Here is a 20,640-nt window from a genome sequence, read left to right as displayed (position 1 = left end):
AAAATGAAGACGATCCTGATTATCGATGATGAGTACTTGATCGCCGACATCCTCAGCTTTGCCCTTGAGGACGAAGGGTTTGCTGCGATTACCGCGGGTAGCGCGGTCAAGGCACTGGAAATCCTGGAAAGGGAACGGCCGGACTTGATCATCACGGACTTCATGATGCCGGCCATGACCGGGATCGAGTTTGCCGAGTCCGTTAAAAACAGAGCGCACCTCACCGCCATACCGATCATATTGATGAGCGGTGCACAGGCTCACCTGGGGTTGGAGCGTGCCGATCTGTTTGCCCGTGTCGTCGCCAAGCCTTTTGAGATCGACGGCATCATCTCCATCGTAAAATCCCTGGTGACACTGGATTGAAGCCGCCATCGACTTCTGGTCAGGCAAGCGCCGAGCCCGACGTGTCCGAGCGTTTGGGTTTTGCCGCCTGGGCCCGTGTCTGGGCGCAGCTTGGGGTCGAATGCGCGTCGCGCCAGACGCACGAAGCGCTCATTCGCCACTACCGCGAACCGCACCGCGCGTACCACAGTTGCCAGCATCTGGAGGAATGCCTTCAAGTGCGCGATTGCGTGGACGCGGCCTGTCAGGCCCCTGCCGAGGTTGACCTCGCCTTGTGGTTCCACGACGCGATCTACGACCCTCTTCGCCACGACAACGAACTGCGCAGCGCGCAATGGCTGGACACGGTGGCACGCGATAGCGGTCTGGACGAAGCCACCCGACGCAGGCTTCATGACCTGATCATGGTGACGCGACACGACGGCGCTCCCGCGACGGTCGACGAAGCGGTGCTGGTGGACACGGACCTGGCGATCCTTGGCGCCCCGTTCGAGCGCTTCGAGGAATACGACCAACAAGTGCGGCGCGAATACCGCCATGTGCCCTCGTTTTTATACCGCCGGAAGCGGCGTCAGGTCCTGGAAGGGTTTCTGGCGCGCGAGCGCATCTACACCAACGCGGCGTACTTCGATGCGTTCGAGCAGCAGGCACGGGCCAATCTGGCGCGCGCCATCGGCCGTCTCGCTTGAGGGTTGTCCCACGGACAGCAGCGCCGCGGCAAGACGAAGATACCGGTGCGACGCCAACACGCTTTGTCTTTGATCGCCAGCATGCTCACGCTCCATGCTTACTGGATTACTCACACAACAACCTGATAACTAGCACTTTAATGGCCATGCAACTTCAAGCGTGAAAGACGCTTGGCCAGGATATTGATTTCCCTCCCCCTGCCTCGTTCCATAGCACACTTGTACTATGGCGCCAGGCCTATCTCCCCCCCTAAGCTGTAAAGGCTCCGCAACGCGCTGCCAAACAGTCAACCGCGTATAAAAACCAATCAACGCACTGATGATCGTGGCGCGCGGTGCTGCGCGATTAAAACGTTAGGTCGGGCAAATTCGATTAATCACAATCGATGCCAGGTTCGCACGCCTGGCGTAACTTGAACGCCTACCCGGTTCAAATGGAAAGGCTGGCAATCACTAAGGTAAGTATTATGTCCCTCACGTATGGAAAAACATTAAAGAACGGAATAGCCCTGTGCGTGTTGGTCGGCGCCCTCCACGGTTGCGCCAACACCGGTGACTTGATGAGTTCGATGAACTCCTTGAACTCGGGCGCTAATAAATATGACATTGCTTACCTCAAGCAAAAGATCACGCCGGGCAAGACAACAAAAAATCAGATCAATCAAATGTTTGGCGCTCCGAGCAGTGAAGAGCTCAACTCGACCAGTACCAGCAACGAGTCGAACTGGACATACGAAAAGAGCGAAGAGGGTCTGGATAAGTACATGAAGCTGGCCCATAAATACGTTTCCACCGAAACCAGCTTGAAAATGTACGACACCTCGGCGCAGCTCTCGAAAGCCCAAGGCGTGGCCAATGATGTCACCAGCGTGACCGGCAACAAGAAGCCACAGAGCCAAAGCCAAGGTTCGACCTTGATCATCTACTTCATCGACGATGTCGTGAAGTACTACCGGGTCTATTAAGGAGTGACCTGTTCGGGCCCCGCCCCCGAACGACCGGTATCCGTCAGCACCCTCATCGAACGTTGGGGACGGCGAACCTGCCGTCTCCAACCGCACATCTGGCAGCCGAACCACTGGCCAGCCTCCCCCGACCAGTCCGGGTCATGACGCCGGCTGTCCATCCGCGGCCCCGTGCGCCTACCTGCATCGACCATGGCTAAACCATAATGCCGAGCATCGCCGAACGCACCTGTCGATGTTCATGAGGGGATCAAGGCCAATGGAAAAAAACAGCGAACTCGACCAAGCCACGCTCCGCCTGGTCGTCAGTGCCTGCGCCTGGTTGTACATCGTCGTCCTGGAGGGACTGGATGGCGGAGGGAATGCGCGCTACATCCCCATCATCATCTACATCTCGACGTTCTTCGTCGTCTCGATCTTCCTGCGCATGATCATCAAGCGCTGGCCGGGGCACTTCTTCTGGCGGCGCCTTTTCACGATGCTGCACGATTACGCCGGCATCGCCTTCGCCATGGTGCTGGGCGGCGAAGGCGCCTTGCCTATTTATGCGGCACTGCTCTGGGTGACCCTGGGCAACGGCATGCGCTTCGGCTCCCGCTACCTGGCGCTCGCCACGGCCATCGCGCTGTTGACCCTGGTGTTGATTTTCTGGCTCAACGCCTTCTGGCGCACCCAGCCGTACATGTTCCTGATGTTGATCGTGACCACCATCGTGGTACCCGCCTATGCGCACATCCTGCTCAAGCGCACGCGCATCGCCTCGGAGGAGGCGATCACAGCCAACCAGGAAAAATCCCGATTCCTGGCCCAGGCCAGCCATGACCTGCGCCAGCCGATCCACTCGATCGGCCTGTTCACCGCCTGCCTGCGCGACGCCAAACTGGGGCTGGAAGAGCTGCGCCTGGTCGATAACATCGACCGCTCATTGCATACCGTGTCGCAGCTGTTTCGTTCGATCCTGGACATCTACACCCTGGATCACGGCAAGTTGGTGCCCCAGGCGGACACCGTCCACCTGGGAGCGTTGTTGCAGGATGTCGTCAAGCAGAACACCGAAGCCGCACGCTGGGCGGGCGTCGAGTTGCGGTTGCGCCCCTGCCCTTACTGGGTCGCGGTGAATCCCGGGCTGCTCACGACGATGGTCCAGAACGTCTTGTCCAACGCCCTCAAATATGCCCCCGGCCAGCCCGTATTGATCGGCGTGCGACGCCAGGCCAGCCGCCTGGCGGTGGTCATCTACGACAAGGGGCGCGGCATCGCCAGCGAGCACCTGGCCCACGTGTTCGACGAGTTCTATCGCGTGCGCCATGTCCGCGACAAGGACGTCGAAGGCCTCGGCCTGGGCCTGTCCATCGTCAAACGGATCAGCCAATTGCTCGATGTCGACATCCACATCCGTTCCCGCGTGGGACAAGGCACCAGGGTGACCATCGGCGGCCTGGAGCCCGCCACGCCCAAGACCCCGAACACACCCAGGGCGGCCCCCTTCCATGAGCGCCTGAATGGATTGCGGGTCTGCCTGGTGGAGGATGACGCCAACGTCCTGATGGCGACCTCGGCGCTGCTGGAGAAATGGGGCTGCCAGGTGGAAAGCCACAGCGATGGCGAGGGGCTGACCAGTGACTGCGACATCATCATTGCCGACTTTGACCTCGGGACGAAAATCTCCGGCTCAGAATGCATCGCCGCCATACGCGAGCAGCGCGGCTGGGAAGTCCCGGCACTGGTCATCACCGGGCATGAGATCGAGCGGATACGCCAGTCGCTGCACAACTTGAACATCTCGGTGATGGCCAAGCCCGTGCGCCCGCCGGAGCTGCGCGGTGTCTTGCTCGAACTGGTCAAGCTCATGGATCGCCAGGACGGGAGTCCGATGCGCCCCTAGTCAGCTGGCCGGTGGCGGCCCCGGGCTTGTGGGCGCCAAAGACGACTCAAGGCCTACCCCTCGGCTAAGGCGAAGCGTCCTGCGTCTGGCGCCCGGCATAACGGGCGGCGGCCACCGCCCGGTTGGGAACGTTCAACGCACGGATAAGGGACGAAACGTGGATTCGCACCGTGAAAGGCGAGATTTCAAGCAGCGCGGCGATCTGCTTGTTGGTCTTGCCTTGGGCGATCAGCCGCCAGACTTCCCTCTGCCGGGAGGTCAGTCGGCTCATATCATCGTTCACATCCAGGGGCAGCAGGCTGGAGGACTCGTACTTGACCAACACTTTGCCTTCCAGGATGTCGACAATGGCCTTGCCCACCTCTTCCGAAGAGAGGCTCTTGCCAACAAACCCATCTACGCCGGCATCCATGACTTGGCCAACGACATCACCGTCATCAATGGTCGACACCACTATTAATTTGACATGTCTCAACTCCTGACGCAGTTGAGCCAACTCACTAATGGCGTTTAATCCGGGAAGACGAATTTCAAGAATTAATGTATCGACGGGACGCCCTTGCGCGATCAACGTTCGTACTTCTTCCAGATTACCTGCTTGCTCGATCATTGCAGCGGGTATCAAACGTTCAAGCAATACCATCAGGCCTTCGCGAAACAGCGGATGCTCATCTGCCACGATAATTCGGCAATTCATATCACACAACACACGACATCCATTCGAATAGAAAAACGATCCGATGATGTCCGAGTCTTGTGACTTAAGATATAGAACACCTGAACTAGCACACTTGTACTAGTCAGGCTTTCAATTAGTGAAACGACATGAACTTAAAGTGCCATCATGCCGTCCAGACAATTGATTATCCGCTCGCATTATTGCCCTATCATTGCGCAGACCGGGGGCATTCCTTTTACCGGTTGTTGTTCAGTTCACAACACCCGATCGTGGCGAATAGCGTTGTTAATCCAGTGAAGCGAGCGTTAGATAATTCAGCCTTGGGGCAAGCCAAAGTCATTGCGCTCGATACTGCATCTTTACTACTTCAGTGATCCGCTCCGGCACGCCATTGGCCGCGGGCGTAACAGCCCTGATCGATTGTCCTCGATAAGGCCCCTCGGCAGGAAACCAGTTATGGACGACGACCGGCGCGGGTTGTGCTCCCGCCCGCGAGCCCACCGAAATCCGATTGGTGAACTTACAGGTGTTGAACGTGCCGAGTGCCGTGGTAAGGGTCTCACGGCCGCTGTAGGTCAGTTGCTCCGTGACGTCATACTCAACCGTCGCGCCGGCACTGACTGCCTGGCTCTTGTAGCGAACGTCGACCGTCTGCCCGGGTTGCAGATCAATCGGCACGGCGGCTGCGGGATGGTAGGTGGTGGTCACCAGCGAGGCGCCCGCGCCATGCCGATCGCCATAGCGAATCAGCTGGCCGTCCCTGACTTCGGCAAATGTCGTCGTCAAGAAGAACGGCGCGCCGTTCAGGTATGACGTGTGTGAGGAAGCCACCGGCGTGACCCCGGCAAACGCTTGCGGCCCCAGCGTCTCGGTCTTGCTGCGGCTGAGCGCGGGCGACAGGTTGTCACGGCTTTCAGACTCCACCACCGTACCGGCACGAAAGTCTGCTTCGTTCACACACGCGGCCGAAGATGAATCAGTCGACGTCGCTGTCGCATCAGCCATGACGAGGCCAGGGATTCCCGCGCCGCAAACGGCAAGGGCGAAGCAGACCAATGCCGTCGAGGTACGCTTGGAGTGAGCAGCATCCAGATCAGATTGTTTGGCGGGTGAGTTTTTCAAGAACGTTTCCTTGTTGGGTTCAGCGTGCAAGCAGCCAACTCCAGGTCCGAGAATGCCTTGTCTGGTGCGGTGCTGATATGCGGCGACCAGACCCAGCCTTGCACGGGTTCCAGGCGCTGGCCGCTCCAGAATGGCACCTGGCCGAAATCGGCGATGTCCGGCGTGCTGCCATATCCTTGTCCTGACCTCAGGTCGAGAGATGGGCGCTCCATCAGGCCAGACCACTCCCAGTCCGGCAATAGTCCAACTGTACTATTGCCCCTGGGCAGCGTTAGCCGCCAACCCACGCTATCAGGCAGCACTGACAGCTTCATGGGGCGGCAAGCGGCCTCAAGGTGTCTCCAGGTTGCCCCGTCCCCAGACAGCCGTTACAAGGGCAACTCTCGCAGCGTTGCGCCCTCCTTCTCCAGGCGCTGCCGGTACGTCACGGCGTCCAGCAGTTGATAAGGGAAATAGAGGCCGGGCGCAGTGGGTGGTTGCCCATCGAGCCCCAACAGCCGTTCCAGGAGCAAGGCCACGCTGAGGCCAGTCAGCGGTGCAGTGCCCGCCGGGTGCACGAGCGCATGCCGGGTACGCAGCGCCTTGCCCTGCTGATCCTCGCCCGCCAGTTCGATGATGATTTCGGTCGACATCGGACCGCCCTGGTGCCGGGTCGAACTCGTGCCGATGGCCATGTTGAATTGCACATCGGCTGCGCCCGTGGCAGCCGCCAGACCGACGACGTCGATGGATGAAAAACCGCTGCCGTCGATCGCCCTGCCGTCCACCGCTTGAAAACGCGCCTTGGCCTTTTCGCCTTCACGCCAGACGTACACCCCTTCGCGCCGTGTCAGTGCGGCTGGCAGCATCCTGTTCAAGTGTTCGAAGTCGGTTGCCACCGTCGGGCCGCCAGTGTCCTGCTCATCGATCAACGCGCTGATCCTGATGTCGCGTACGCGGCTGAACCCCTTGGCGACACTCAAGGTCGACACTGTCGTGGCGCCGGCCATCCACTCGTATCCGAGGACGATGGGCGCGGCATCAGGCCTGTGCATGTAGGTGGCTATTTCCGGGGCGATCTCGAAGATGCCGGACGATATGCTCAGGTGCGGCACACCCCGTTGCTGGGCGAAGCGCAACCCCGCAAGGGCATGATCCATGTAGAACACCACGACCGCGCTCACGGGACGATCGCCGAGTCCCAGGTCATCCGCAGCAGCGTCGATCAGCACGCCCTGGGCCCCGCCGATCTGCTCTGCGGCCCGCTGGGCCCTGCCCAGGTCGCGCCCTCCGATCAGCAGCGGTACGCCGGGATGGGCCGCGCGCAGTGCTTGGGCAGAATGATGGCCGATGGCGCCAGAGCCGCCCATAAACAGAATAGGATCAATAGACATGGTATGTTCTCCTAGCGTTGGGAACCAAACCTACCATTGGTAGGCGAACAACCATGACCTTACACCTCACCACCTACCATTGGTAGGTTTTTTCACCTGGAGCGACGAAGTGCAAACAGACATCGAGCCCCCGGCCACGTCTTCCACCCGCCGGCTTTCGAAGGCCGAACGACGGCGACAGTTGCTGGATACCGCCTTACTGATCGTGCGCGAGGAAGGCGCCGACCGCCTGACCCTGGGGCATCTGGCGGTGCGTGCGGGGGTGTCGAAACCGGTGGTCTACGATCATTTCAGTACCCGTTCGCTCCTGCTGATCGAACTCTATAAATGGATCGATACCGAACGGGTCAATGCATTCCGTGACGCCATGGCCGGTTCCGCCCGGACGCTGGAAGACACTGCCCAACTGCTGGCCAGTGCCTACATCCAGTGCGCGGCTGACAACACTGACGAATTTTATGCCGTGGGCGCGGCGCTGGCAGGCAGCGACGAAAAGGCAGCGGTTTTCCAGGAGCTGCTGGATAACTGCGTGCAGATGTTCACGAGCGTGCTCAAGCCCCACGCCGCGCTGTCAGCCGTTGAGCTGGAGCGTCGCTGCACCGGGCTGGTCGGCGCGGGCGAAGCGCTGGCGGGGGCCCTGGTACGAGGACGGCATGACAAGGATGACGTGACGCAGGCATTCGCTTCGCTTATCCGAGGGGCGTTGCGGGAGGCCGAATGACAGCGTAATCACGGCCCGCCGGCGTCGCGGGCCGCAACGCATTCACCAGAGTGCAATGTCGTAGGTGAAGTAGATCCGGTTGCTGTCTCGTCCACGGGCGTAGTCGGCGTGGTAGACGTAATTGCGCAACCGCACGCCCAGGCCTTTGAACGTACCTTGCTGCACGACATAAGCCAGTTCGGCGTCTCGTTCCCACTCTTTGATCGCCGTGTCGGACTGGCCGTCGTTGCCACTCAGGTAGCGTGTCGAAAAGGTCAGGCCAGGGACGCCGAGGGCGGCGAAGTTGTAGCCGTAGTTGAGCATCCAGGTCTTTTCATCCTCTTCGATGAACTTCCCGATGCCTGCGTTGCTGAACGAATAGACCGTGGCACCGCTGATGTATGGCAGGCCGGCATCGCCATTGAGCACCTGGTAGCCGCCGCCCACGGTATGGCCTGCGATCGCATAGGACAATTGCCCGCTCAGCATCGTGTTGTCGATCTTGCCGCCGTAGGCAGAACCGCTGTCGACACTGTTGAAATAGCGCAGGTCGCTGGTCAGCACACCGCACCCCAAGGGCAGGTCGTGCTGGATCCCGGCGAAGTGCTGTCGGTAGAAGTTTTCCAGCTCACCGTAGAAGTAACTCAGGCGAACGTTCTTCCCGAGCTTGTATTCGGCGCCGGCGTAGCTGAAGTCGCCCGATTTGTCGCCGCTATAGCCGTCGGGGACGATCGGCATGCTGTCGCTGGAATCACGCAACTTGAATCGATCCAGGTAGCCGCCAGTGAGCGTCAGGTCCTGGATGTCGACGCTGCTGACCTGGGTGCCCCGGTAGGTCTGCGGCAACAGGCGCGCATCGTTGTAGATCAGCACTGGCGTCTTCGGCAACAGCGTGCCGTACTTGATCGTGGTCTTGGCCAGGCGCGCTTTGGCCGTCAGGCCGAGGCTGGCGAATTCGTCAGCCGCGCGGCCATCGTCATGCACGGGCAACAAGCCGGTGCCGCTGCGGCCGCGACCGGAATCCAGCTTGACCCCGAGCAGCCCCAAAGCATCAACACCCACCCCGAGGGTGCCAGGGGTGAACCCTGACTGGTAGTCCAGCAAAAACCCCTGGGCCCATTCGGTTCGCTCGCTTTTCGCCGTCCTCGCCGCGCGCGCGCTCATGCCATGCTCGTCGCGAAAATTTTCATTGAAATAGACGTTGCGCAATTGCAGCTTGAGCTTGCTGTCATCGATCAATCCTTCGGCGCTGGCGCTCGCCAGCGGCAACAGGCCAAGAAGGGAAAACAACGCCCGTTGGGTATGCAAAGTGCTCATGGTTCACTACTCATTGTTGTTATTTGGGGTGCAGGACAGCGCGCGCCTGCCCGGGCAGGCGCGTGGGAAACACAGGAGGTTGGGTGAATCAGGTGAAGAGGCTGATCGCTCCGGTCAGCAGGGCCAGCGCGGTAATGACCAGCGAGGTCAGCACGGCCCACTTGACGGTGGCTTTCTGGAAGTCGCCGATGTCGCGGTCGACCATACCGACCAACAACAGGGTCGACGCCACCAGCGGGCTCATCAGGTGCACCGGTTGACCGAGGATCGAGGCCCGGGCGATTTCCACCGGATCGATGCCATAGGCCGCCGCCGCATTCGCCAGGATCGGCACCACACCGAAGTAATAGGCGTCGTTGGACAGCACAAAGGTCAACGGCATGCTGGTAATCGCCACCACCAGCGGGAACAGGTGACCCCAGGACGGTGGGATCCAGTCGACCAGGGTTTGTGCCAGGGAATCGACCATCTTGGTGCCGGAGAAGATGCCGGCGAAGATGCCTGCCGCAAACACCAGCAGCACCACGGTCATGGCATTGCCCGAATGGGCCAGGATGCGTTCTTTCTGAATATCCAGCTGCGGGTAGTTGATCATCAGCGTCAGCACGAAGCCGATCAGGAACAGGATCGCCGAATGCATGATCCCCATCACCAACGCCACCATCACCGCGATGACCAGCAGCAGGTTGACGTAGGCCAATTTCGGGCGCTTGTAAGGAGTGTCCTCGAGGATCGCCTTGATGTAGCAGTTACCGCCGCCGCTCTCCAACTGGATATTGCCGATGCGTTTGCGCTCGGCGCGCCCCAGCAGGAATGCGGTGAAGACCACCCACATCGCTCCGCCGATCATGGTGGGCAGCAAGGGCACGAAGTATTCGCCGGCATCCAGACCCAGCGCTGCAATCGCGCGGGTGGCAGGCCCACCCCAGGGCGTCATGCCGCTCATGATGCTCAGCGACAGCATGGCAATGGTCGCCAGGATCATCGGGTTCATCCCGATGCGCTTGTAGAGCGGCAGCATGGCCGCGCAGGTGATCATGTAGGTGGTGGTGCCATCGCCGTCCAGGGCCACCATCAACGACAGCAGCGCAGTGCCGACGGCAATTTTCATCGGGTCGCCGTTGACCCGCTTGAGGATCTTGCGGATCAGCGGATCGAACAGTCCGGCGTCGATCATCAGGCCGAAGAACAGAATCGCGAACAGCAGCAGCGCCGCCGACGGAGCGACCATTTTCAGGCCGTCGAGCATCATCTTGCCGGTGGTGCCGCCAAACCCACCCAGGACAGCGAAAACGATGGGCACCACGGTCAGGGCGACAATCGGTGACAGCCGTTTGGTCATGATCAAAACGGTGAAGACGACCACCATGGCCAAGCCAAGCAATGCGAGCATAGGTTTGATCTCTTGTTCTTATGAGTAGCGTGGCCGACGCCAAGGCGCACGGCCCCTAACCCGCCAGGCGGCACGATGAACGGCGCCTGGCGGAAGTTTTATGAGGCAGGGTGAAGGGCTAGCGGAAACGGCTAGACGGGTTTGGTGACCTTCGGCTGTTCCCAGGTGTGAGCCTGGACCTGGCCGACCGAGGCTCCCGGCTTACCGTCCAGCGTGCGAAGCAACCGGTCGCGATCGCAGGCGTTTTCGCTGATGGAGATGACCACCGTGGCGACCGCGTTGCTGGCCAGGCTGGTCAAAGCCCGGGCTTCCGACATGAAGCGATCGATGCCGATCAGCAAGGCCAGGCCCGCCAAGGGAATGTCGTGGATCACCGTCAGGGTCGACGCCAGGGCGACGAAACCGGAACCGGTCACGCCGGCCGCGCCCTTGGAGGACAACAGCATGATCGCGAGCATCGTCACGGTCTGCCCGAGCGTGAGGTCGATGTTGCAGGCCTGGGCAATGAACACCGCCGCCAGGGACAGGTAAATCGCCGTGCCGTCGAGGTTGAACGAGTACCCGGTTGGCAGCACCAGGCCCACCACGCCTTTCTTGCACCCCAGCGCCTGCAGTTTTTCCAGCATCCGCGGCATGACCGGTTCGGTGGAAGATGTCCCGAGCACCACCAGGAATTCTTCGCGCAAGTAGCGCAGCAGTTTCCAGAGAGTGAACCCGTGGGCGCGGCAGATGCCCCCCAGCACCACGATGACGAAGAACGCACAGGCGATGTACAGCGTCATGATCAGCTTGGCCAGGGAACCCAGCGAGGTGATGCCGTATTGGCCAACGGTGAACGCCAGCGCGCCGAAGGCACCTATCGGGGCGAAGCGCATCAGGTAGGAAAAAATCTTGAACACCATGTGCGAGGCGGATTCCAGCACGTCCAGTACCGGCTTGCCGCGCTCGCCGATGGCCGACAAGGCAAAACCCGAGAGCACCGCGATGAACAGCACCGGCAGCACTTCACCCTTGTTGAAGGCGCCGAGGAACGTGTCGGGAATGATGTGCATGAAAAACTCGACGACGCCCAGCTTCGCAGCGGAATCGGTGTACTGCGACAGACCCTTGGTGCTCAGTTGGGTCGGGTCGATGTTCATGCCCACGCCGGGCTTGAACAGGTACACCGCCACCAGGCCGATGATCAGGCTGATCACGGTCAGACCCAGGAACAGCAGCATGGTCTTGCTCAACAAGCGACCCAGGGAGCGTTTATCGCTCATGCCGGCGATGCCGGTGACGATCGTGCAGAACACCACGGGCGCGATCATCATCTTGATCAACTTGATGAAGGCATCCCCCAGCGGCTTCAGGGCGATCGCCTGCTGCGACCAGAAATGTCCGACCAGCACACCCAACAGCACGGCGAGCAGAATCTGGAAGTAGAGCGATTTTACAACTTTCATGGCATCACCCATTTTTAGAATTGTGCTGATGCAGGAAACGGCAACGATCGGGGAAGCTATCCGACGAGTCGTTGAGGCGCCGTGGCGTAGACATAACCGGAAAACAGCCTGCGTGACGTCCGCACCACCGAGGCACGAATCGTCTCACCCCGGGCGCCGGTGTAGGACAATACAACGTCGATACCGCCACTGGGGTGTTCAATGCGCACGTGCTTCAAGCGCGGCTCGCGGGCCTCGCCGAGCAACTGCGCAACCACGCTGCCCTCGGTGACGCAAGCGGTGGCCAGGCCAATGGAGCCCGTGATCGCCAGCGCCCGATGGCAGTTGTGTGGCATGAAGTAGCGCACCTGGACGGTGCCGCCCGCCTTGGCCGGCGAGACCAGCACCGGCTTGGGGATGACCTTGTCACTGACATCACCCAGACCCATCGCCAGACCCGCTTGCAGGCGCAGGGACTCCAGGCGGCGCAGGAACTCCTTGTCGGCATCCAGTTCTGCCGGGCTTTCGTCGCCGCGCTTACCCAATTGGCCCGCTTCGACAATCATCATCGGCATGGCCATGTCGATGCAGGTCACGGGGATACCGTCGATCACGTCCTGTTTGTTTCCGGTCGGGAACAACTTACCGGTCTTGCTGCCCGCCGCATCGAGGAACGTCAGCTGCACCGGCGCAGCCGTGCCAGGGACGCCGTCGATGGCGGTGTCGCCTTCGTAGCTGACTTTCCCGCCGGGGGTCAGCACTTCGGCGTTCACGAACGTGCCGGTGTTGAGGTTGCGAATGCGCACTTGGGTACGCTCCTGAGACGCCTTCACCAACCCCTGCTCCACAGCAAACGGGCCGACGGCGCACAGCATGTTGCCGCAGTTGGGCGCCGTGTCGACCCGCCGCTGGGAGACCATCACCTGGACGAACAGGTAATCGACATCGGCGTCAGGGTGAAGCGAGGGGCTGACGATGGCGACCTTGCTGGTTTGCGGGCTGCCACCGCCGATACCGTCGATCTCCAGCTCGTGGCCGGAGCCCATCAGATTGAGCAGCAGCTCGTCACGTTCTTCGATCGCCACGGGCAGATCCCAGGCAAGGAACACCGGGCCCTTGGAGGTACCACCGCGCATCAGCACACAGGGAATTCGTTGCATAACACAGACTCTTGTTGATCAATCGGAGCAATTGATGTCTTGATTGCAAGAGTCGCAGCCTTTAAAAATTGTTTCCAATGCAAATATCAGCGCCATTATTTCATTTCATGCATGACTACTGGCGATTCTCCCACGCGCGAACAAGTTCTTTTCAGCGGGACAAAACGATGCAATATGAACTCAACGACATTCGTTCTTTCGTAAAAATCGCCGAACTGGGAAGCTTTCATGAAGCCGCCGATGCGTTGCACCTGTCCCAGCCGGCGTTAAGCCGCCGGATGAAAAAACTCGAGGAAGGATTGGGCACCGCCCTGCTCGACCGCACCACAAGACGGGTCAGCCTCACCAGCGTGGGCCGGGACTTTTTGCCCAAGGCCCGGCGCTTGCTGGATGATTTCGACGACTCGATCCTCAACATCCGCGAACTCGCCGAGCGGCAGAGTGGCCGGGTTACCCTCGCCTGCATCCCGACCGCGGCCTTCTACTTCCTGCCCTCGGTCATCCGTCTCTACAACGAACGCTATCCGCAGATCCGCATCCGCCTGCTGGATCTCAGCGCCAACGAAGGGCTGGAGGCGGTCCTGCGGGGCGAAGCCGATTTCGGCATCAACATGATGAGCGGCCAGCACCCCGACATAGAGTTCGTGCCATTGGTCAACGAGCCCTTTGTCCTGGCGTGCCGCCGCGATCATGAATTGGCCAAGCGCAGCGCGGTGACCTGGTCGGAACTGAGTCATTACCGCCTTATCGGTGTCGGTCGCCTCAGCGGCAACCGGATGCTGCTGGACCACGCGCTATCGGGCTTGAGCTGGCGCCCGCAGTGGTTCTATGAGGTCCAGCACCTGTCGACATCGCTGGGCCTGGTGGAGGCCGGGCTCGGCGTCTCGGCCATGCCGAGCCTGGCGATGCCGGCCGAGGATCACCCCACGCTGGTCAGTGTCCCGCTGATCGAACCGGTGGTGAACCGGTCGCTGGGGCTGGTGTATCGACGGGGAGCATCGCTGTCACCGGCGGCGGAAAAATTCGTCTCGATCCTGCTCGAACAATGGGAACGATGATCCTGCCTCTGTGGGTTATGGGGTGGTGCTCAGGCGCATCGATCCGTTGTCCTCCAGGAGAACGCCCAGCCCGCGATAGTCGCGGATCTGCCCGTGGACAGTGTCCATCGGGTGCGTATGGGTCGCCGTCACCACCATCACGTTCGCTCCCGCCGCCTCGCCCGCGCGAATGCCGGCCTCGGCGTCCTCGAACACCAGGCACTCCCCTGGCTTCACCTGGAGCCGTTCTGCGGCCAGTCGGTAGCAGGTGGGGTCGGGCTTGCCATCGCTTACGTCTTCGGCGGTGACCATCACCGCCGGACGCGGTATCCCGGCCGCTTCCATGCGGCGCAAGGCCAACGCCATGGGCGCCGAAGTGACGATTGCCCATTGCGCCGGCGGCAGGCTTTGCAGGAACGCCAGCGCACCGGGCACGGGCACCACGCCCTCGACGTCCTCGATTTCCTCCCGGGTGATCTGCTCGGCCTCGGCCGCCGCGTCCACGCCCGGCAGGTGCTGGCGGGCGATGGTGTCGACGGCGCGCACCCCATGGATCGTCGGCAGGAACGTGGCCACGTCCACACCGTGACGTTGGGCCCAGCGGGTCCAGATCCGCTCGGCGGCGGCAATAGAATTGAGCAGCGTGCCATCCATGTCGAAAAGGAATGCGCGGTAGGCCGTGGATGAGTGCTGTACAGACATGGGAATCCTTGGGTTATCAAACTGCAAAAAAAAGCGCCGCCCTTGTGGGGGCCTTGGGTTGCCTGGGCTATACCAGCCGCTCGATTCGCTGATGCTGCCAGACCCGCTTGTAGTACACCGTTTGCAGCAACAGCATGCTCAGGTAAGCCACCGGAAATGCCATCCATACGCCTTGCAGGCCGAAGTGTGCGTCCAGCAGGTAAGCCACCGGCACCTCCACCCCGACGATGCAGAAGATCGAGATCGCCACGGGCACCAGCACCGTGCCGCTGGCGCGCATGATGCCGCCGACCACCGCCTGGAAGCCGAACACCAGCAAACTCCAAAGCATGATGTGCAACAGGTGTTCGGCCTGGACCCGCGCCGCCGGATCGGTGATGAACAACCCCAGCAGCCAATGGGACAACAGATACCCCAGCACCACCAGCCCGCCGGTGAGCCAGACGTTGACCAGCAGCCCCGTGCGCAGGATCGGCCCAAGCCGCTCCAGCCGACCGGCGCCGATGGCCTGGGCGCCCAGGATCGTCGCGGTGATGGCGATCGACAGCGCCGGGAACTGCACGTAATTGACGATCTGCGTCACCGCGCCATACGCCGCCGTGGCCTGGGAACCGTGGCGATTGACCAGCGCCAGGATCACCAGCTCCGACACCGAGATCACCACCATCTGCAACCCGGTGGGCAAACCGATGCCCAACACTTTGCCGAGGATCTCGCGGTCCAGGCGCATTGCCGCGAACAACGCGCGATCCGGCGCCAAAGGGTGCTCACGGCGGTTCAGGCGCCAGGCCAGCATGACCATGGCCGAGGCCGTGCCCACCAGGCCCGCCAGGGCCGCACTCTGGATGCCCATCTGTGGCAACCCCAGCCAACCGCGGATCAACGCCGGGGTCAACAGCAGGCCGACGCCAGTGGACACCAGCAACGCCAACAGTGGCGACAGCGTATCGCTCACGCCGCGCAGTAACTGGGTGAACAGCACGAACACCAGCAGGATCGGCAACAGCCACATCATCACCCGGGCATAGGAAACGGCATCGTCCAGCACATCCGCCGGAGTCCCCAACCCCTGTAACGCCTGGCGCGCGAAAACACTGCCAAGCACCGCCGCCACCAGCCCGATGATCGCCCCCAGCAGCAGTGTCGAACCGGCCACCGCCTTGACCGTTCCGGTTTCGCCAGCGCCATAGGCCTGCCCGATCAGCACCCCTGCCCCCGCACCCAGGCCAATCACCAGCGCAATGAAGAAAAACACGATGGGGAACATCCCCGACACCGCCGCCAGGGACTGGGTGCCCAGCATCTGGCCGATGTAGATGCTGTTGAACGTGCCGGACATCGATTGCAGGAAGTTGGACAGGACCATGGGGGCCAGGAACAGCAGGTAGGTTTTCCAGAGGGGCGGGGTTGGCAGCATGGGAACTCATGAGGGCAGGTTCAAAATCCAATGCCAGGTAATTTAGCGCAATCGGCACTTGTGGCGAGGGGATTTATCCCCGTTGGGTTGCGAAGCGACCCTGACAAGCTGAAATCAATACATCTCTCGTACCGAGTCGTCAGGTGTGGGGCCGCTTCGCAGCCCATCGGGGATAAATCCCCTCGCCACAGGGGATCGCGTGCACAAATGGCTTCGTCGGTCCGACTCGACAATTGGGAGACAGCGTCTAGTCTGAGATAGCACAGTGCCACGCGCTGCGTAGGTCATTGCCTACAGCGGTCGGAATCGGACGACTGGTCTTCAAGTCTGACCAGGGGTCGCAGATAACCAGTTATTCGCCAATAACCTGTAGCAACACTGTTCAAGGACCGAACCATGACGTCGTATTCACACGGTCATTCCTTTACCTCTATCCAACCACGCCTGCTCTGGAACCCCGTGCTCGTGGCCGCCGTCGCAAGCATCGGCGTGCTGCTGCTCAATGGCCTGAGCGGGCAGAACATTGCGTTGAGCGCGGTGATCCTGGCCTTGGGTATTGCCGCGGGCGTGTGGGGCGCGCGGACGCAGCGCCGGCAGTTCGACCGTGCATTCGCCGCGGCCACTGCCCAGCATGAACGGCACGCCAGCGAGCAGCGCTCCCACCACTCCAACACGCAACTCAACGAAGTGGTCCTGGGCGCCATGCCGATCTGGGCCAAGCAAGTGGAGAGCTCCCGGCAGCAGACCGAAACCGCGATCGTCTCGCTGACCAGCCGCTTCACCGGTATCTCCTCCCGCCTGGAAGACACCGTGCAAGCCTCGCAGCAAGCCGCCGGCGAACTGGCCGGCAGTGGCAGCGGCGGTGCCGTGCAGGTGCTCGCCCAAAGTGAAAGCGAGCTGGTCCAGCTCATCGACATCTTGAGAACAGCCCAGACCAGCCGCGATGAAACCCTGGCCCAGGTGCGCAACCTGACCGCCTACACTGGCGAGCTGCGGACCATGGCCGCCGACGTCGCGGCGATTGCCGCCCAGACCAACCTGCTGGCCCTCAACGCCGCCATCGAAGCCGCCCGTGCCGGTGAAGCCGGGCGTGGTTTTGCGGTGGTGGCCGACGCCGTGCGCAGCCTGTCGAGCAAGTCCAGCGAGACCGGCCAGCAGATGTCGGCCAAGGTCGACATCATCAACACCGCCATTACCCAACTGGTCCAGGCCGCCTCCAGCGGCGCAGACCAGGACAGTCATTCGGTCAGCGCCTCCGAGCAAAGCATCCAGCGCGTGCTGGAGCGCTTCAAGAGCGTGACCGGGCGCCTGGCCGATTCGGCCGAGCTGCTGCAACAGGAAAGCTTCGGGATCCGCGACGAACTCACCGAAGTGCTGGTCAGCCTGCAATTCCAGGATCGGGTCAGCCAGATCCTCAGCCACGTGCGCGACAACATCGAAGACCTGCATGTGCACTTGCAGCAGGCCAGCCAGTCGCCCGACCAAGCCGTCGCCATCGATGCCCGCCAATGGCTGGCGCGCATGGAAACCACTTATGCCACCGACGAGCAACGCCGCAACCACCACGGCGACTCGAGCGTGCAGCAAGCTTCACAGGAAATAACCTTCTTCTAGGAGAGCCGTTCATGGCTAAAAGTGTATTGGTTGTCGACGACTCGGCGAGCGTTCGGCAGGTTGTCGGCATCGCGTTGAAAAGTGCCGGCTACGACGTGATCGAGGCCAGCGATGGCAAGGACGCGCTGGGCAAGCTGACCGGTCAGAAAGTCCACCTGATCATCAGCGACGTGAACATGCCGAACATGGACGGCATCACCTTCGTCAAGGAGGTCAAGAAGCTGGCCAGCTACAAGTTCACGCCGATCATCATGCTGACCACCGAGTCCCAGGAATCGAAGAAGCAGGAAGGCCAGGCGGCCGGGGCCAAGGCCTGGGTGGTCAAGCCGTTCCAACCGGCGCAGATGCTGGCGGCGGTGTCCAAACTGATTCTGCCCTGAGGGCCGGAGGCTGCAATGCCGTTGTTGTACGAAACCGTCGATGACACCGCGCAGGTGCAGATCGACGGTGAGCTGACGATCTACACCGCCGCCGACCTGTCCGCACAGTGGCTGCCCCACCTGGGGGCCACGCCGCGCATGGAGGTGGATCTGTCACAGGTCACTGAAATGGACGGCGCCGGTCTGCAACTGCTGCTGATGGTGCTGCGCGAGGCGCCCAAGGCCGGCACCCACCTGACCCTCACCGGTCGCAGCAAAGCCGTCACCGAAACACTCGAGCTGTGCAACCTGCCGGCCTAGGCCCCTGCATTGCGGCCCGACACGACAAAGGATATGAGCGTGAGCATCAATCTCGATCAGGCACAACAGACCTTCATCGTCGAGGCACGGGAACAGTTGCAGGCGATGGAAGAGTCGTTGCTGCAACTGGAAACCAACCCGGGCGACGATGACGCCATCGGCGCGATCTTTCGCGCAGCCCACACCATCAAGGGCTCGGCCGGGCTGTTTGGCCTGGAACCGATCGTCAGCTTCACCCACATCGTCGAAGACGTGCTCGATCGCCTGCGCAATGGCAGCGTCGAGGTGGACACCGGCCTGATCGCCGTGTTGCTCAAGTCCAGCGATCACATGCTGGAGCTGATCAACGTGGTGGCCAACCAGGGCGGGACACTGACGCCCCCAGCGTTGAAACGCGAGATGGAGCTGTGCCAGGTGCTGCAGGAATACCAGGCGCCTCCCTCCACCGACACACCCACGGCAGCCAGCAGCAGCGCCGCGCACGCCCCCGGCGAACTGCGCCTCTGGCACATTTCCCTGCGCTTCGGCCAGGAGGTATTTCGCAATGGCATGGACCCGCTGTCGTTCCTGCGTTATCTGCAAACCCTCGGTGAAGTCGTCGAGATCAGCACCCTGACGGACGCCCTGCCCGCCATCGAAGCCTGGGACGCCGAATCCTGCTACCTGGGCTTCGACATCGAATTCAGCTCGGCGGCCAGCCATCAGGCGATCAACGAAGTCTTCGATTTTGTCCGCGAAGATTGCGTCATCGAAATCATCGCCCTTGAAGATGCCGCGCCTGCGGCGAATACCGGCCTGGTCACGACCCAGCCGGAACAGCCCGAGGAAAACACCGCGCTGGTCACCACCGGCGAGCTGTTGCCGGACCAGCGCAAGACCCCGCGGACGGCCTCCCGGGTCGCCCTCGACAAACAACCGACGACAACCGACAACAAGGCCAAGGACGGCGCCTATGTGCGGGTCAACGCCGACAAGCTGGACGAGTTGATCAACCTGGTGGGCGAACTGGTCATCGCCAGCGCCGGCGCAAGCCTGCTGGCGCGCACCTGCCATAACGCACCGTTGCAGGAATCCACCTCCAGCGTGTCCGCCCTGGTGGAGGAGATCCTCGACGGTGCCCTGCGCCTGCGCATGATCCCCATTGGCGAGACCTTCAACCGCTTCCGCCGGGTGGTGCGCGACGTCAGCCAGGAACTGGGCAAGGACATCGACCTGATCATCAACGGCGCCGAAACCGAGCTGGACAAGACCGTGGTGGAAAAGATCGGCGACCCGCTCATGCACCTGTTGCGCAACGCCATGGACCACGGCATCGAAACCGCCGAGGCGCGGTTGGCGGCCGGCAAGCCGGCCAAGGGGCACTTGCACCTCAACGCCTACCACGACTCGGGCAACATCGTGCTGGAAATCGCCGACGACGGTGCAGGCCTGAACCGCGACCGAATCCTGGAAAAAGCCCAGGAACGCGGGCTGGTGTCCCCCGGCGCCAACCCCACCGACCAGGAGATCTACAACCTGATCTTCGAACCGGGCTTCTCCACCGCCCAGGCCGTTACCAGCCTGTCGGGACGGGGCGTGGGCATGGACGTGGTCAAGCGCAACATCACCCTGCTGCGCGGCACCGTCGACCTGGACAGCCAGCCAGGCCAAGGCACCGTGGTGCGCATCCGCCTGCCGCTGACCCTGGCAATCATCAACGGCTTTCTGGTGGGCATCGACCAGTCCACCTACGTCATCCCGCTGGACATGGTCCAGGAGTGCGTCGAACTGAGCGAGGACGACGGGATCGCCAGCCGCGAGCAGGGTTACCTGGACCTGCGCGGTGAAGTCCTGCCGCTGGTCTACCTGCGCGACCACTTCAACCACGAAGGCCCGGCTTCGCGCCGGCAGAACGTGGTGGTGGTGCGCTACGCCGAACTCAAGGCCGGGCTGGTGGTGGATGACCTGCTGGGTGAATTCCAGACCGTCATCAAGCCCTTGGGCAAGCTGTTCGGCGCCCTGCGCGGCATCAGCGGCTCGACCATCCTGGGCAGCGGCGCCGTGGCGTTGATTCTCGACATTCCCGCGCTGCTGACCCAGATCGCCCAGATAGAAAACCGCTACACCACTCAATTTCAACAAGCCACTGCTCGCTGACG

Annotated in this window: 20 protein-coding genes; 10 read left to right on the top strand and 10 right to left on the bottom strand. The window is 61.7% G+C overall.

Going from position 1 to position 20,640, the window contains the following annotated elements; genetic code table 11:
- Nucleotides 1–3 precede the first annotated feature (3 nt).
- The 4 genes from KI241_RS10525 (at nt 4) to KI241_RS10510 (ending at nt 3,884) form a co-directional block, all read left to right on the top strand.
- Nucleotides 4–366: a response regulator gene (locus KI241_RS10525; RefSeq protein WP_047735571.1), complete on the top strand. Its 363-nt coding sequence runs from the start codon at nt 4–6 to the stop codon at nt 364–366.
- A complete protein-coding gene (locus tag KI241_RS10520) occupies nt 363–1,034 on the top strand; it encodes a hypothetical protein (RefSeq protein WP_123578832.1) in 672 nt (223 codons plus the stop codon). Before KI241_RS10525 ends, KI241_RS10520 begins: the two co-directional genes overlap by 4 nt.
- 467 nt (nt 1,035–1,501) lie before the next feature.
- On the top strand, nt 1,502–1,999 hold the full coding sequence (locus KI241_RS10515; RefSeq protein ID WP_080922032.1) for a hypothetical protein: 498 nt from the start codon (nt 1,502–1,504) through the stop codon (nt 1,997–1,999).
- A gap of 259 nt (nt 2,000–2,258) precedes the next feature.
- The gene (locus KI241_RS10510) at nt 2,259–3,884 is read left to right on the top strand and encodes a hybrid sensor histidine kinase/response regulator (protein WP_042728863.1); all 1,626 of its coding nucleotides are present in this window, start codon (nt 2,259–2,261) and stop codon (nt 3,882–3,884) included.
- Between the two features lie 64 nt (nt 3,885–3,948).
- Here KI241_RS10510 and KI241_RS10505 read toward each other — a convergent pair whose 3' ends face one another.
- The 4 genes from KI241_RS10505 to KI241_RS10490 all read right to left on the bottom strand — a co-directional run bounded on the left by KI241_RS10505 (nt 3,949) and on the right by KI241_RS10490 (nt 7,058).
- Complete coding sequence (locus tag KI241_RS10505) at nt 3,949–4,581, bottom strand: response regulator transcription factor (protein WP_042728864.1); 633 nt, start codon at nt 4,579–4,581, stop codon at nt 3,949–3,951.
- Nucleotides 4,582–4,899: 318 nt separating this feature from the next.
- Nucleotides 4,900–5,715 (bottom strand): hypothetical protein, encoded by an 816-nt coding sequence (locus tag KI241_RS10500; protein ID WP_237614131.1) that lies wholly within the window; start codon nt 5,713–5,715, stop codon nt 4,900–4,902.
- Nucleotides 5,682–5,897 (bottom strand): hypothetical protein, encoded by a 216-nt coding sequence (locus KI241_RS10495; protein ID WP_202595564.1) that lies wholly within the window; start codon nt 5,895–5,897, stop codon nt 5,682–5,684. The genes KI241_RS10500 and KI241_RS10495 overlap by 34 nt, the downstream gene beginning before the upstream one ends.
- A 156-nt stretch (nt 5,898–6,053) precedes the next feature.
- On the bottom strand, nt 6,054–7,058 hold the full coding sequence (locus KI241_RS10490) for a hypothetical protein (RefSeq protein ID WP_042728865.1): 1,005 nt from the start codon (nt 7,056–7,058) through the stop codon (nt 6,054–6,056).
- Between the two features lie 109 nt (nt 7,059–7,167).
- Here KI241_RS10490 and KI241_RS10485 point away from each other — a divergent pair, with 109 nt between their 5' ends.
- Nucleotides 7,168–7,779 (top strand): TetR/AcrR family transcriptional regulator, encoded by a 612-nt coding sequence (locus KI241_RS10485; RefSeq protein WP_234407960.1) that lies wholly within the window; start codon nt 7,168–7,170, stop codon nt 7,777–7,779.
- 42 nt (nt 7,780–7,821) lie between these two features.
- Here the strand turns inward: KI241_RS10485 and KI241_RS10480 are convergent, their stop codons facing one another.
- From KI241_RS10480 to KI241_RS10465, 4 genes are all read right to left on the bottom strand, one after another.
- Nucleotides 7,822–9,075, bottom strand: coding sequence for an OprD family porin (locus KI241_RS10480; RefSeq protein ID WP_042728866.1), 1,254 nt, complete (start codon nt 9,073–9,075; stop codon nt 7,822–7,824).
- An 88-nt stretch (nt 9,076–9,163) separates the two neighbouring features.
- A complete protein-coding gene (locus tag KI241_RS10475; protein WP_047735584.1) occupies nt 9,164–10,468 on the bottom strand; it encodes a citrate:proton symporter in 1,305 nt (434 codons plus the stop codon).
- Between the two features lie 131 nt (nt 10,469–10,599).
- Nucleotides 10,600–11,925 (bottom strand): C4-dicarboxylate transporter DctA, encoded by a 1,326-nt coding sequence (gene dctA, locus KI241_RS10470; protein WP_212803659.1) that lies wholly within the window; start codon nt 11,923–11,925, stop codon nt 10,600–10,602.
- A gap of 44 nt (nt 11,926–11,969) precedes the next feature.
- Nucleotides 11,970–13,052, bottom strand: coding sequence for a 4-oxalomesaconate tautomerase (locus KI241_RS10465; RefSeq protein WP_123578827.1), 1,083 nt, complete (start codon nt 13,050–13,052; stop codon nt 11,970–11,972).
- A gap of 167 nt (nt 13,053–13,219) precedes the next feature.
- Here KI241_RS10465 and KI241_RS10460 point away from each other — a divergent pair, with 167 nt between their 5' ends.
- Nucleotides 13,220–14,110: a LysR family transcriptional regulator gene (locus tag KI241_RS10460; protein WP_042732875.1), complete on the top strand. Its 891-nt coding sequence runs from the start codon at nt 13,220–13,222 to the stop codon at nt 14,108–14,110.
- A 15-nt stretch (nt 14,111–14,125) separates the two neighbouring features.
- Here the strand turns inward: KI241_RS10460 and KI241_RS10455 are convergent, their stop codons facing one another.
- A complete protein-coding gene (locus tag KI241_RS10455; RefSeq protein WP_042732876.1) occupies nt 14,126–14,791 on the bottom strand; it encodes an HAD family hydrolase in 666 nt (221 codons plus the stop codon).
- Between the two features lie 67 nt (nt 14,792–14,858).
- A complete protein-coding gene (locus KI241_RS10450; RefSeq protein ID WP_123578826.1) occupies nt 14,859–16,208 on the bottom strand; it encodes an MATE family efflux transporter in 1,350 nt (449 codons plus the stop codon).
- A gap of 396 nt (nt 16,209–16,604) precedes the next feature.
- Here KI241_RS10450 and KI241_RS10445 point away from each other — a divergent pair, with 396 nt between their 5' ends.
- Genes KI241_RS10445 through KI241_RS10430 form a run of 4 tightly spaced genes read left to right on the top strand, consistent with a single transcriptional unit; the run spans nt 16,605 to nt 20,638 of the window.
- Complete coding sequence (locus KI241_RS10445) at nt 16,605–17,822, top strand: methyl-accepting chemotaxis protein (RefSeq protein WP_042730628.1); 1,218 nt, start codon at nt 16,605–16,607, stop codon at nt 17,820–17,822.
- Nucleotides 17,823–17,833: 11 nt separating this feature from the next.
- Nucleotides 17,834–18,202 (top strand): response regulator, encoded by a 369-nt coding sequence (locus tag KI241_RS10440; RefSeq protein ID WP_042730627.1) that lies wholly within the window; start codon nt 17,834–17,836, stop codon nt 18,200–18,202.
- Between the two features lie 15 nt (nt 18,203–18,217).
- On the top strand, nt 18,218–18,502 hold the full coding sequence (locus KI241_RS10435) for an STAS domain-containing protein (RefSeq protein ID WP_042730626.1): 285 nt from the start codon (nt 18,218–18,220) through the stop codon (nt 18,500–18,502).
- A gap of 39 nt (nt 18,503–18,541) precedes the next feature.
- Nucleotides 18,542–20,638 carry a chemotaxis protein CheA gene (locus tag KI241_RS10430; RefSeq protein ID WP_042730630.1) on the top strand — a complete coding sequence of 699 codons (2,097 nt, stop codon included), beginning with the start codon at nt 18,542–18,544 and terminating at the stop codon, nt 20,636–20,638.
- The last annotated feature ends 2 nt before the right edge of the window (nt 20,639–20,640 follow it).

It is taken from the genome of Pseudomonas sp. Cab53, assembly GCF_018325965.1.
In the GTDB taxonomy this organism is placed as follows: Bacteria; Pseudomonadota; Gammaproteobacteria; order Pseudomonadales; family Pseudomonadaceae; genus Aquipseudomonas; species Aquipseudomonas chlororaphis_E.
Note: the sequence above shows the minus strand (reverse complement) of the source record. Positions and strands in the feature narration are given on the sequence as shown.